Source organism: Ruthenibacterium lactatiformans (assembly GCF_000949455.1).
GTDB classification, from domain to species: domain Bacteria; phylum Bacillota; class Clostridia; order Oscillospirales; family Ruminococcaceae; genus Ruthenibacterium; species Ruthenibacterium lactatiformans.
Window position 1 is genome coordinate 66,910 of the sequence record NZ_JXXK01000011.1, and the last position, 12,432, is coordinate 79,341.

The 12,432-nt window shown below is 58.8% G+C and carries 11 protein-coding genes; 7 read left to right on the forward strand and 4 right to left on the reverse strand.

Annotation, left to right across the window (positions count from 1 at the left end; genetic code table 11):
- Positions 1-101: 101 nt before the first annotated feature.
- Positions 102-3,776, forward strand: a complete 3,675-nt coding sequence (nifJ, locus tag TQ39_RS09360; RefSeq protein WP_050005349.1) for a pyruvate:ferredoxin (flavodoxin) oxidoreductase — start codon at positions 102-104, stop codon at positions 3,774-3,776.
- Positions 3,777-3,852: 76 nt separating this feature from the next.
- On the opposite strand, the gene TQ39_RS09365 is transcribed toward nifJ, so the two are convergent.
- On the reverse strand, positions 3,853-4,071 hold the full coding sequence (locus TQ39_RS09365) for a sporulation initiation factor Spo0A C-terminal domain-containing protein (protein WP_009323033.1): 219 nt from the start codon (positions 4,069-4,071) through the stop codon (positions 3,853-3,855).
- A 94-nt stretch (positions 4,072-4,165) separates the two neighbouring features.
- On the opposite strand from TQ39_RS09365, the gene TQ39_RS09370 reads away from it, so the two are divergent.
- A complete protein-coding gene (locus tag TQ39_RS09370) occupies positions 4,166-4,375 on the forward strand; it encodes a helix-turn-helix domain-containing protein (protein WP_040909868.1) in 210 nt (69 codons plus the stop codon).
- Between the two features lie 54 nt (positions 4,376-4,429).
- Here the strand turns inward: TQ39_RS09370 and TQ39_RS09375 are convergent, their stop codons facing one another.
- The 3 genes from TQ39_RS09375 to TQ39_RS09385 all read right to left on the reverse strand — a co-directional run bounded on the left by TQ39_RS09375 (position 4,430) and on the right by TQ39_RS09385 (position 6,199).
- On the reverse strand, positions 4,430-4,855 hold the full coding sequence (locus tag TQ39_RS09375; protein WP_050005350.1) for a DUF2871 domain-containing protein: 426 nt from the start codon (positions 4,853-4,855) through the stop codon (positions 4,430-4,432).
- Positions 4,852-5,523, reverse strand: a complete 672-nt coding sequence (locus TQ39_RS09380; RefSeq protein ID WP_050005373.1) for a hypothetical protein — start codon at positions 5,521-5,523, stop codon at positions 4,852-4,854. Before TQ39_RS09380 ends, TQ39_RS09375 begins: the two co-directional genes overlap by 4 nt.
- Before the next feature lie 112 nt (positions 5,524-5,635).
- Positions 5,636-6,199 (reverse strand): TetR/AcrR family transcriptional regulator, encoded by a 564-nt coding sequence (locus tag TQ39_RS09385; protein ID WP_009323029.1) that lies wholly within the window; start codon positions 6,197-6,199, stop codon positions 5,636-5,638.
- A gap of 214 nt (positions 6,200-6,413) precedes the next feature.
- Between TQ39_RS09385 and TQ39_RS09390 the strand changes: the two genes are divergently transcribed.
- The 5 genes from TQ39_RS09390 (at position 6,414) to TQ39_RS09410 (ending at position 12,385) form a co-directional block, all read left to right on the forward strand.
- On the forward strand, positions 6,414-7,325 hold the full coding sequence (locus TQ39_RS09390; RefSeq protein WP_009323028.1) for a YitT family protein: 912 nt from the start codon (positions 6,414-6,416) through the stop codon (positions 7,323-7,325).
- Between the two features lie 247 nt (positions 7,326-7,572).
- Complete coding sequence (locus tag TQ39_RS09395) at positions 7,573-9,876, forward strand: vitamin B12-dependent ribonucleotide reductase (RefSeq protein WP_050005351.1); 2,304 nt, start codon at positions 7,573-7,575, stop codon at positions 9,874-9,876.
- A 499-nt stretch (positions 9,877-10,375) separates the two neighbouring features.
- Complete coding sequence (locus tag TQ39_RS09400; RefSeq protein WP_050005352.1) at positions 10,376-11,035, forward strand: rhomboid family intramembrane serine protease; 660 nt, start codon at positions 10,376-10,378, stop codon at positions 11,033-11,035.
- 115 nt (positions 11,036-11,150) lie between these two features.
- Complete coding sequence (locus TQ39_RS09405) at positions 11,151-11,474, forward strand: cyclic-di-AMP receptor (protein WP_009323025.1); 324 nt, start codon at positions 11,151-11,153, stop codon at positions 11,472-11,474.
- A complete protein-coding gene (locus TQ39_RS09410; RefSeq protein ID WP_009323024.1) occupies positions 11,474-12,385 on the forward strand; it encodes a hypothetical protein in 912 nt (303 codons plus the stop codon). Before TQ39_RS09405 ends, TQ39_RS09410 begins: the two co-directional genes overlap by 1 nt.
- Positions 12,386-12,432 lie beyond the last annotated feature (47 nt).

Below are 12,432 nucleotides of genomic sequence, written 5' to 3' on the forward strand. Positions count from 1 at the left end.
GAAACGATGCCCCCGCAAAACGCCTGTTTCTGCTCACACCACCCCCCGCCCGGAATCATCTGCCGCCGCGGGGGAATAAAGAAAGAACCGGAGGAAGAAAAATGCCAAGATCCAAGAAATCTATGGACGGCAACACCGCTGCGGCTCATGTAGCCTATGCGTTTACCGAAGTTGCCGGCATCTACCCCATCACCCCGTCGAGCCCCATGGCCGACCAGGTGGACCAGTGGTCCGCCCTGCACCAGAAGAACATCTTCGGCACCGAAGTGAAAGTTGTTGAGATGCAGTCCGAGGCGGGCGCGGCCGGCACCGTGCACGGCTCCCTGGCTGCCGGCGCGCTGACCACCACGTTCACCGCGTCCCAGGGCCTGCTGCTGATGATCCCCAACATGTATAAGATCGCCGGTGAGCTGCTGCCCGCCGTGTTCCATGTTTCCGCCCGTACCGTGGCCAGCCATGCGCTGAACATCTTCGGCGATCATTCCGACGTATATGCCTGCCGCCAGACGGGCTTTGCCATGCTGGCCGAGTCCAACCCGCAGGAGGTCATGGACCTGGCTGCTGTGGCGCACCTGGCCACGCTGGAGAGCCGTGTGCCGTTCATCAACTTCTTCGACGGCTTCCGTACCAGCCACGAGATCCAGAAGATCGAGGTCTGGGATTACGACGACCTGAAGGAAATGACGGACATGGAAGCGGTGAAGGCGTTCCGCGCCCATGCGCTGAACCCCGAGAACCCCGCTATGCGCGGCTCCCACGAGAACGGCGATATCTTCTTCCAGCACCGTGAGGCCTGCAATAAGTTCTACGAGGCCGTGCCCGGCATTGTGGAAAAATACATGGGCAAGGTGAACGCGAAGCTGGGTACCAACTACCAGCTGTTCGAGTACTACGGTGCTCCCGACGCAGACCGCGTCATCATCGCCATGGGCTCCATCTGCGACGTGGCCGAGGAAGTCATTGATTACCTCACCGCCAAGGGCGAGAAGGTCGGTCTGGTGAAGGTCCGCCTGTACCGTCCGTTCGCGGCCGACAAGCTGCTGGCCGCCATTCCGGCCACCGCGAAGAAGATCGCGGTGCTGGACCGCACCAAGGAGCCGGGCGCTCTGGCCGAGCCGCTCCATCTGGACGTTATGGCCGCGTTCCGCGAAGCGGGCCGCGAGGGCACCATCATCGGCGGCCGCTATGGCCTGGGCAGCAAGGATACCCCGCCGTCCAGCGTGTTTGCCGTATATGAAGAACTGGCGAAGGACGCTCCGAAGGAGCGCTTCACACTGGGCATCAACGACGACGTCACCTACCTCTCTCTGGAGGAGAAGCCCGCGCCCAACACGGCTGCCGAAGGCACCGTCGAGTGCAAGTTCTGGGGCCTGGGCGGCGACGGCACGGTCGGCGCCAACAAGAACTCCACCAAGATCATCGGCGACCATACCGACAAATATATCCAGGCCTACTTCCAGTATGACTCGAAGAAGACCGGCGGCGTGACGATCAGCCACCTGCGCTTCGGCGACAAGCCCATCCGCGCGCCGTACTATATCAACAAGGCCGATTTCGTGGCATGCCACAACCCGTCCTACGTCATCAAGGGCTACAAGATGGTCAACGACGTAAAGCCGGGCGGCGTGTTCATGATCAACTGCCAGTGGACGCCGGAAGAGCTGGATCACCACATGCCCGCCGAGGCGAAGCGCTATATCGCCAAGAACAACATCCAGCTGTATACCATCAACGCCATCGACAAGGCCATCGAAATTGGCCTGGGCAAGCGCACCAACACCATCCTGCAGTCCGCCTTCTTTGCTTTGGCAGGCGTGCTGCCGAAGGAAGACGCGCTGAAGTTCATGAAGGAAGCGGCCTACAAGTCCTTTGCCAAGAAGGGCGACGCCATCGTCGAGATGAACTACAAGGCCATTGACGCGGGCTTTGACGCTTTCGTCAAGATCGACGTGCCGGCTTCCTGGGCCGACGCGAACGACGCCGAGGGCGACCACGAGCTGGCCGGCAACCCCGCCACCGTCAAGATGGTCAAGGAGATCCTGTTCCCGGTCGACAAGATGGACGGCGACAGCCTGCCGGTTTCCGCTTTCGTGGACCATGTGGACGGCCAGTTCGAGCAGGGTGCTTCCGCATATGAGAAGCGCGGCGTTGCCGTGAGCGTGCCCGAGTGGGATGTTACAAAGTGCATTCAGTGCAACCAGTGTGCCTATGTCTGCCCGCATGCCACCATCCGTCCGTTTGCTTTCTCCGCCGAGGAAGTTGCCGCCGCCCCCGCCGCGCTGAAGGTGAAGCCGATGACCGGCAAGGGCTGCGAGAACTACCAGTTCGGCATGACGGTCTCTCCGCTGGACTGCATGGGCTGCGGCGTCTGCGTCGACGTCTGCCCGGCCCCCGGCAAGGCGCTGAAGATGATGCCTCAGGAGAGCCAGCTGGCCCAGCAGGAAGTGTTCGACTATGCTGTAGCCAACGTGGGCAAGAAAGAGGGCATGATGGCCGAGACGACCGTCAAGGGTTCTCAGTTCAACCAGCCGCTGCTTGAGTTCTCCGGCAGCTGCGCGGGCTGCGCCGAGACCAGCTACGCCCGCCTGATTACCCAGTTGTACGGCGAGCGTATGTATATTTCCAACGCCACCGGCTGTTCGTCCATCTGGGGCGGCCCGGCCGCAACGTCCCCGTACACCCGCAACCGTCTGTCCGGCAAGGGCCCGGCCTGGGCAAACAGCCTGTTCGAGGACAACGCAGAGCACGGCTTCGGCATGTATCTGGGCCAGAAGACCATCCGCGAGAGCCTGGCCGACAAGACCCGTGCGCTGATCGCTGTTGAGTACGCGCTGCCCGACCTGAAGGCCGCTGCGCAGGAATGGCTGGACACTATGGAGGACGGCAAGCTGAACCCTGCCGCCGCCGATAAGTATATTGCCGCGCTGGAGAACGGCGTGCTGACCGTAGAGGAAGGCATCACGTTCCTGGAGAGCGCCGAGGGCAAGGCGAAGTTCGGCGACAACGCCGCGTCTATGCTGGAGCATATGAAGAGCCTGAAGGCTGCCGGCAAGGCCACCTGCGACTGCGAGGCCTGCACGCTTGCGGCTGAAATTCTGGAGCAGAAGCAGTACCTGGCCAAGAAGTCCGTCTGGATCTTCGGCGGCGACGGCTGGGCCTATGATATCGGTTTCGGCGGTCTGGACCACGTGCTCGCTTCCGGCGAAGACGTGAATGTCATGGTCTTTGACACCGAGGTTTACTCCAACACCGGCGGCCAGGCCTCCAAGGCCAGCCAGATCGGTCAGGTGGCTCAGTTCGCCGCGGCGGGCAAGGCCATCGGCAAAAAGAATCTGGCCGAGATCGCCATGAGCTACGGTTACGTGTATGTGGCGCAGATCGCCATGGGCGCGGACAAGAACCAGACCATCAAGGCCATCACGGAGGCCGAGAGCTATCACGGCCCGTCCCTCATCATTGGCTATGCCCCCTGCGAGATGCACGGCGTCAAGGGCGGTATGACCAACTGCCAGAATGAGATGAAGCGCGCCGTTGAGGCTGGCTACTGGAACATGTTCCGCTTTGATCCGCGCAAAAAGGCCGAGGGCAAGAACCCGTTCACCATCGACAGCAAAGCGCCGACGGCGGACTACAAGGAATTCATTGAGAGCGAGACGCGTTACAGCCGCCTGCAGCGCGCCTTCCCCGAGCGTGCGCAGGTGCTGTTCGACAAGGCAGCCGACGCCGCGAAGGACCGCTACGAGTACCTGGGCAAGCTTGCCAAGCTGTACGAATAATCGGCACAAGCGAAGTAAAGCAGAGAGCGCCCCGCACCGAAAGGTGCGGGGCGCTCTTTTAATCAAAAAAGAGACATTATGCTTTTTTGATTTCTTTTGCGATAACCTCCAGAAATTCCGAAAGCTGCGGCTTTCCAGCGGGAAACAATACTTTTTGACGACCGCGAGCGCTGGAATCGTCGGTATCCCATGCGCTGTTTCGTGCGGCTTCCATTTCCCGGCGTACTGCTTCTGGCGTGGTCCCATTTCTCTCAGCAATTGTTTTAGTCAATTCTTCTAAATGTTTGCTGTCCATTCTATTTCCTCCTTTCTTTACTATAACAGTCCAATTGCGACTAAATTTCAATAGTCACAATAAGACTAGGGTATAGTAAACATGGGTGAAGGCAATGGATTTGACGCGCATCCGCGCGCTGCGAGAGGATAACGATAAGACTCAGCAGGAAATAGCGGACTTGTTATGCATTAAGCAGACCACATATTCAAAGTATGAATTGGGCCGTGTCGCGATTCCCATCGACGCGTTGATGACGCTGGCCGATTTTTACGGGGTATCCTTGGATTATCTTGCGGGGCGTTCCGATGAAAAAGGAAAATAAAAAAGCCAACGTTCTTCGAAGAGAAAAACGCTGGCTTTTGTTTTTTAAAGCTAATTATTGCACATTGGCCGTGCACGCCGTTTTTTTCAGGGAGAGGAAAAACACCACAAGCCCTGCGCCCAGGCAGATATGTCCCAGCCCCGCGACGCCGGAGATTGCCGCGTCCATCCCGCGGGAAAGCGGAAGCGCCAGTACCTGTGCCGCGCCGCGCACGGCCAGCATTACCGCCGTCACGCAAAGCCCGGTATTGTACAGCCCGTAGAACAGCCGGAAGTTTCTCCCCCGGGCCCAGTCAAGCTCTTTGGAAAACAGCGCGGCAAGCAGGAAAAACACCGTTCCCAGCAGGAACAGGTGCGTGTGTACCAGGCCCAGCGCCGTGCGCCCGGAAAACCCGTTGAATTTTGTGAATTCACGGTAGAATACGCCGCCGGCCATCGCGGCCAAAGCGTAAATGAATGCGGTGTTCAGCAATTTTTTCATTTGACAGTCTCCTTCCTTTTACGATGCATATCCGAAAAGCCCATCCAGACCACCCACACATAAGCGCAGGTCTTGGGGATCATGAGCATGCCCACGAGCGGAACGATGTCGGCCCACAGCACCACCGGGATATAGAACGCGAAGCTGAGCACGATGGCCAGCCACATCCAGCGGAAGGCCCTGTCCCCCGCCTGCCGCGCGCCGCGCAGGAATACCACGATGACCAGCGCGCCCAGCAGTGCGAACGGAACGTTGCGCCAGATGCCCCAGGACAGCGGCGGGTTCGCCGAAAGCCACGCATTCTGCGGGAACAGGCACAATCCGATGCGTGCCGCGGCCAGCGCGTATACGGCGCCCGTCAGCGCCCGGATGTGCAGGCCATAGCGCCGTTTTCCAATATGGTAAAGAATAACGTAAAATATTGTCATTATAATGGACGTGATGAATTTGCCCGCTCCCAGTGCTGCCGCGTGGGCCGCCAGGCCGTCGGTACACAGCGCCCAGGCCCGGGGCACCAGATGAAATGCATCGCCGCAGCCCAGAATGACGGCCATCCAGCCGAATAATTTCGTTTCCCGGTCCTGCGCGCTTTTTACCATGATACACCCCAGCGTCACCACCGTGACAAGATAGGCGGCGTCGAACAGAGTTTCCATAATTGCCTGCATATGCTTCTCTCCAATCTGAACGATGTTCATTTTGATGAGTGTATTTCCCCGCACCCGGCTGCCCGGGCACGGGGAATTTTCCTTTTTCAGTGCAAGGCCCGCACTGCCTGCATCAATAAATCAGGCGGCAGACGACTTCCTGCAAAAACGAGGCGTCCTCTCTGTCCGCCCGCAGCATCGACATCATCGTGCCGAATACGAAGGATACGAATTGCTCACGGGTGAAAGCCTCCGTAAATGCGCCGGGCCGCACACGGGCATCCCTGGCAAGTACAGCCAGCATGCCCGCTCGAATGTGCTCCCAATACTGCATTTCCAGCGCTTTTCCCTGCTGGCGCTCGGCCTCGTTCAGGCTTGCCAGCTCCCGCAGGAAGGTGTGCTCAAACTGGGCCAGATGCGTGCGCAGCGCGGTATAGATCTGCCCGCATACGGCGCTGAAATCCGAGCCATGGGTAAAATCACAGGAGAGGCCGCCGTGGAACACGCGTTTCCAAAAATCTTCAATCACAGCCAGCACAAGGTCCGCCTTGGCGGGATAATAATTGTATACAGTGCCGATAGACACGCCGCACATGGCGGCCGTGCGGCGGATGCTGATGTGTCCCAGCCCGTCCCGCCGCGCGATCTCCCGCGCGGCTTCCAGAAGCGCCTGCCGGGACGTCGCAGTTTTATTCATCGAGTTCGACCTCCAAACTGAACAATGTTCATTTTATTCCCTTTCTTTCCGCCTGTCAATCCCTTTTCCGCAATTTGCCGCCAAAGAATCCCCTTTGTTTTGCGGCCCGAATCGTGTATAATAAAAAGTGCGCGGCGGCGTTTGGGTGCCGGAGCAACGCGCGGCGCCCGCGCAGACAGTGCGGGCGGTGTGTGGAAAGGGAGGCGTCTGTTTTATGAAAAAAGAAAAGCAGCAAAAGAGGCCGAAGCGCACGAAGGCCCAGCGCGTACAGGCGCTCAAGACCTTTGCCGTGGATACGGTATACGATGTTGTGGGCAGTATCCTGTTTGCTATCGGCGTTTATACGTTTGCCAAATCAGCAGATTTTGCGCCCGGCGGCGTGTCGGGCCTGGCGCTGATCTGCAATTATTTGTGGGATCTGCCCATCGGCACGATGACCCTTATCATCAACATTCCCATCATCATCATCAGCTATAAGGTGGTGGGGCGCAAGTTTCTGCTCAAGAGTTTCAAGACGATGGTCATTTCCACGTTGTTTTTGGACCTTGTGTTCCCGCTGACGCCGCTGTACACGGGCAACAGTTTCCTGGCGGCCATTTTTTCCGGTGTGTTTATGGGCGCAGGTCTGGCGCTGATCTATATGCGCGGCTCGTCCACCGGCGGCACGGATTTCCTCATCGTCACCATCAAAAAGCTCAAGCCGCATTTCTCCATGGGCCAAGTGACGCTGATGACGGACCTTGTTGTCATCGTGCTGGGCGGTTTTGTGTTCGGCAACATCGACGCAGTGCTGTACGGCGTTATCTCCACCTATGCGGCGTCGGTGATCATTGATAAGATCATCTACGGCGCGGGCAGCGGCAAGCTGGCCATCATCATCACCACCGACGGCTATGCCACTGCGAAGAAGATCGATGAGGAAACGGGCCGGGGTGCAACGCTTATCAAGGCCATCGGTACGTATTCGGGCATTGAGCGGCATCTTATTCTGTGTGCCTGCGGCAAGGCGGAGATATTCAAGGTGCGCAACGCGGCCCATGCAGTGGACCCCAACGCCTTTGTGATGATCACCGAGGCCAGCGAGGTGTTCGGCGAGGGCTTCACCCCGCCGGAGCTGGACCAATAGCCCGGCAGAAAAGCATATTTTGGCTGCGTTCCGTGTTTTCGGCGGGGTGCGGCCTTTTTTGTGCGGCACGGGAGAGTCCCGGCGGGCGGTATGCCGCCGGCTTTGGTTACCCCGCACAAAAAGTGCAGAAATAGTTCTACAAGATTTATGTGCGGATGAGCCGGAATTCTCTTGATAGACACAATATATGGTGTTAGAATGAAAAGCGTATGATAATTGGAGAATTGAAGAAAGGTGAGGAAAAGAAATGGCGATCGAAGACATTGGGAAAAATGCGCTGCAGGTGCTGGAAAAGCGGTATCTGGCCAAGGACGCGGAGGGCAACCACACGGAGGATGTGGCGGGCCTGTTCCGCCGTGTTGCCGCGGCCGTGGCGCCGGAAGACCGGAATTATGATGAAAACGCGGATACTGCTGCGCTGGCGGACAGCTTTTACGAGCTGATGACCAGCCTGCGTTTTTTGCCAAACTCTCCCACGCTGATGAATGCGGGCCGCCCGTTGGGGCAGCTTTCGGCCTGCTTTGTGCTGCCTGTGGAGGACAGCATGGAGGCGATTTTCGAGACGGTGAAAAACGCCGCGCTCATCCACAAATCCGGCGGCGGCACGGGCTTTTCGTTCTCCCGTCTGCGGCAGAACGGCGCGCCCGTCAATTCCACAGGCGGCGTGGCCTCCGGCCCCGTCAGCTTTATGCGCGTGTTCAATATGGCTACCGAGGCCGTGAAGCAGGGCGGCACCCGGCGCGGGGCGAACATGGGCATCCTGCGGGTGGACCATCCCGATATCCTGGAATTCATCGACTGCAAAAAGGTGAACGGGGACATCACCAATTTCAATATTTCGGTGGGCATCACCGAGGCGTTCATGCAGGCCGTGGAGGAAAACCGGGACTACGACCTCATCGACCCGCAGACCCGGCGCCCGGTGGGCAAACGCAGCGCCCGGGAGCTGTTTGAAAAGATCGTGGACGCGGCATGGCGCAACGGCGAGCCGGGCATCATCTTCCTGGACCGCCTGAACCGGGACAATGTGGTTCCATCCCAGGGGGAGATCGAATCCACCAATCCCTGCGGTGAGCAGCCGCTGCTGCCCTACGAAAGCTGCAACCTGGGCAGCATCAATCTGGTGAAAATGCTTGCAAAAACGCCGGAAGGCTATGCCGTGGATTACGGCCTGCTGCGGGACACTGTGCGCCAGGCCATACATTTTTTGGACAACGTTATTGACGTGAATAACTATCCGCTGGAGCAGATTGGCGCGGTGACACGGGCCACACGCAAAATCGGCCTGGGCGTGATGGGCTTTGCCGATATGCTGCTGTATCTGGGGGTGCCCTACAATTCCGACGAGGGCGTTGCGTTGGCGGAGAAGCTGATGGCCTTTATCAACGCCGAGGGGCACGCGGCCAGTACTGCGCTGGCGGCCCAGCGCGGTGCGTTCCCCTTGTTTGCCGAGAGCATCTACAAGGATGGCGATCTCCTGCGCAACGGCACCGTCACCACCATCGCGCCCACGGGTACGCTGTCCATGATCGGCGGCTGCTCCTCCGGCGTGGAGCCTGTGTTTGCCTATGTGTATATCCGCAACATCATGGACGGTACGGAGATGCTGGAGGTAAACCCGGTGCTGCGGGAAAAGCTGCAGGAGCGCGGACTGTACTCCGACGCTTTGATGCGCAAAATCGCCAAAGAAGGTACCATCGCCCATATCGCGGAGATTCCCGAGGACATCCGCCGTGTGTTTGTTTGTGCCCACGACGTAAGCCCGGTATATCATACCAGGATGCAGGCCGCTTTCCAGCGGCACACGGACAACGCGGTGTCCAAGACCGTGAATTTTCCCCACTCCGCCACCCGCGAGGAAGTGGCTGAAGTGTATATGCTGGCCTATAAAATGGGCTGCAAGGGCGTCACCATCTACCGGGACGGCAGCCGGGACAGCCAGGTGCTGAACATCGGCAGCGTCAAAAAAGAAGGAGGAGCCGCCGCGCAGCATCCCTTTGGACGCATCGTGCCCCGCCCGCGCCCGGCCATCACTATGGGCTTTACCGAGCGTATGAAGATTGGCTGCGGCAATCTGTACGTCACGGTGAACTACGATGAAAACGGCATCTGCGAGGTGTTTACCAGTACAGGCAAGGCCGGCGGTTGCCCCAGCCAGAGCGAAGCAACGGCCCGCCTTGCCAGCGTGGCGCTGCGCAGTGGCATCAGCGTGGAGGAAGTGTATGACCAGCTCAAGGGCATCCGCTGTCCGTCCACAATCCGCCAGCAGGGCATGAGCTGCACCTCCTGCCCGGACGCCATCGCTAAGGTTTTGGCCAAAGTGGACCGTTTCATCCGTGAAAACAACAACGCTGTCCAGCATCCTGAGGCGGAGCCCACGCCCGGGCAGCGCCGCGCGGCGGCCGGCGGCCCGGCCACGGCCGGACCCCGCGGCAGCCATGTGCCTGCCGCGGCGTCGGAGATACATATCTGCCCCGAATGCGGCGGCCCCGTGGAGCATGAGGGAGGCTGTGTCATCTGCCGCAACTGCGGTTTCTCCAAATGCGGATAAAGATGCGTCGGCATAAGGCGGCAAACACATCCCCAATATTTTGTGGGTGAGCCCGTGAGAAAAAGATTTGAAGCCCCATCTCTAGAAAATATATATTTTCATGCGGCAGCTTCAAATATATATGCGCCCAAACTGCATACTTCAAAACAAAAGTACATGCCATGCTTCGCTTCGCGCCGGGATCCGGCGCGGAGCGTTTTTCAACACGGACAAGGAAAACTTTCAACATTTCAACCGAGTTTTACACCGAGTATAGCGGGTTTTCCACAGCTTTTGTTGAAAACCCTGTGGAAAGCGTTGAAAAGGGCGTAAAATAGGCCCCGGTTTTCCACAATATTCCGCGAATGTTACAGTTTGTACATAACTAATTGTTGAATACTGAAAGAGGTTTTGATACAATATCTTTATATCGCCGCCGGTTTTTTCCGCCCGCGGCGGATTCAACAAAAAGCAATATCCGCCCGCGGCGCGGGCGGTGGAGAAAGGAACCAAACGTTTCATGAAATGGGTCTATAAGCTCGAACGGAAATTCGGCCGCATCTGCATTCCCCATCTGATGCTGGTCATCATCGCGGGGCAGGCCATGGTGTATCTGGCCAATCTGCTCAACCCAGACATCCTGCTGCTCAGCCGTTTTTCGCTGAACTGGGCCGCCGTGATGCACGGCGAGGTGTGGCGGCTGCTCACCTTTGTGTTCATTCCCCAGAGCACCAGCCCGCTGGGCCTTGTGCTGACGCTTTATTTCTGCTATCTCATCGGCAACACACTGGAAAATACCTGGGGCGATTTCCAGTTCAACGTCTATTACTTGTGCGGCATGCTCGGGGCCATCTTGGCGGCTGCGCTCACAGGTTACGGCACCAGCTACTACATCAACCTGTCGCTGTTTTTTGCTTTTGCCATGCTCTACCCTGATTTTCAGGTGCTGCTGTTCTTCATCATCCCCATTAAGATGAAGTATATGGCCCTGTTTTCGGGCGCGCTGTGTCTCATCGACCTGCTGATGGGAGGCTGGAGCACCCGGGCGGCGGTGCTGCTCTCGCTGGCAAACTTTCTTCTGTTTTTCGGCGGGGATTTCTTCCGCACGGTCAAGCAGGAGATCAAATACCATAAGACGCGCCGTACCTGGCAGAACCAGAACCGCAGCAACTGGCGCTGACACGGGGAATTTGTGCCTGCACCCGCGCGGCAGTGGATTTTTCGTGCGATCTGTGCTAAAATGAAAGTAAGCAGAAGGCGCACCCCGCGCCCTGTAATGTTTAGGGGGTATTGTTATGAAAATGATCACCGCGATCGTCAACAAGGAAGACGCAAATGCTGTTTGTAACGCACTGACGAAGGGCGGCTTTTCGGTAACAAAGCTGTCCACTACGGGCGGTTTCCTGATGGCGGGCAACATGACGCTGCTCATCGGCACCGACGATGAAAAGGTGGATAAGTGCATTGATCTGATCGCCTCCTGCTCCAAGCAGCGCAAAGAGGTGGTGCCCAGCACCGCCAGCTACGGCATCGGTGTCACGACGGCCTATCCGCTGGAAGTGACTGTGGGCGGCGCGACGGTGTTCGTCACCAACGTGGAACGCTTTGAAAAGCTGTAATGGCTGCGCTGGATTCCCTGCTCGGAAATGAAACACTCAAGGAAAGCCTCTCGGCCGCGCTTGCGGCCGGGCGGCTTTCTCATAGTATCCTGCTTTGCGGCGAGGCAGGCACAGGCGCGGGCTTTGCCGCGCGCTGCCTGGCCGCGGATTACCTTTACCCAAACGGCGGCGCCTCCGCCGCTCAGGTTTTGGCGGGTCAAAGCCCGGAATACCTGCTGCTGGCGGGCGAAGGCGTTTCCGGGGATATCCGCGTGGACCGTGTGCGCGAGGTGCGGCGGGAGATATTCAACACCGCGCTCTCCGCTGGGGGACGCGCCGTGCACATCAAAGGCGCGGACAAGCTGAACGGCGCCAGTGCCAACGCCTTGCTGAAGGTGCTGGAGGAGCCGCCTGAGGGTGTGCTGTTTATCCTGACGGCGCCCAGCGAGGCGAACGTGATGGCCACCATCCGCAGCCGCTGCTGCGCCTATTCCCTGGCCCCCGTGGCCGAGGAGGTGTGCGCGGCGTATCTGAAGAAGCACTTTCCAAAGGAGCCTGAGGCCGCTCGGTATGCGGCGCTGTTCGGTGGGAAGATCGGCAGTGCGAAGCGCTGCCTGGAGGACGCGGCCGGGCGGACGCTTTTGCTGGACGCGCTGAAGCTGGCGGGCCTGGCCGAAAAACAGGACGTTTACGGCGCATTGGCGCTGCTTTCCAAATATGAAAAAGACCGCGCGGGCACACAGGCGCTTCTTGGCCTGCTGCTGAACGTGTGTAGCGCTTCACTGCGGGGCAGCGAGGCGGCCCAAAGCCCTGTAAGCCCGGCCCGCGCCGCGCGCTGCGCAGGGGAAGCCGGAAAAACGGCCCGGCTGCTGGCAGGCAATGTCAGCGGTAAACTGGCGCTCACCTGCCTTGCCGCGCGCCTGACGGCATGAGCCTGCGCTTTGGGCGGGAGGGCTTTGCCGGCGGGCGGAGACTTTGC

Coding starts and splice junctions, on each gene's coding strand:
- TQ39_RS09370 (WP_040909868.1), top strand. CDS start 4,166: ATGGATTTGACGCGCATCCGCGCGCTGCGAGAGGATAACGATAAGACT.
- TQ39_RS09375 (WP_050005350.1), bottom strand. CDS start 4,855: ATGAAAAAATTGCTGAACACCGCATTCATTTACGCTTTGGCCGCGATG.
- nifJ (WP_050005349.1), top strand. CDS start 102: ATGCCAAGATCCAAGAAATCTATGGACGGCAACACCGCTGCGGCTCAT.
- TQ39_RS09390 (WP_009323028.1), top strand. CDS start 6,414: ATGAAAAAAGAAAAGCAGCAAAAGAGGCCGAAGCGCACGAAGGCCCAG.
- TQ39_RS09405 (WP_009323025.1), top strand. CDS start 11,151: ATGAAAATGATCACCGCGATCGTCAACAAGGAAGACGCAAATGCTGTT.
- TQ39_RS09380 (WP_050005373.1), bottom strand. CDS start 5,523: ATGCAGGCAATTATGGAAACTCTGTTCGACGCCGCCTATCTTGTCACG.
- TQ39_RS09395 (WP_050005351.1), top strand. CDS start 7,573: ATGGCGATCGAAGACATTGGGAAAAATGCGCTGCAGGTGCTGGAAAAG.
- TQ39_RS09400 (WP_050005352.1), top strand. CDS start 10,376: ATGAAATGGGTCTATAAGCTCGAACGGAAATTCGGCCGCATCTGCATT.
- TQ39_RS09410 (WP_009323024.1), top strand. CDS start 11,474: ATGGCTGCGCTGGATTCCCTGCTCGGAAATGAAACACTCAAGGAAAGC.
- TQ39_RS09365 (WP_009323033.1), bottom strand. CDS start 4,071: ATGGACAGCAAACATTTAGAAGAATTGACTAAAACAATTGCTGAGAGA.
- TQ39_RS09385 (WP_009323029.1), bottom strand. CDS start 6,199: ATGAATAAAACTGCGACGTCCCGGCAGGCGCTTCTGGAAGCCGCGCGG.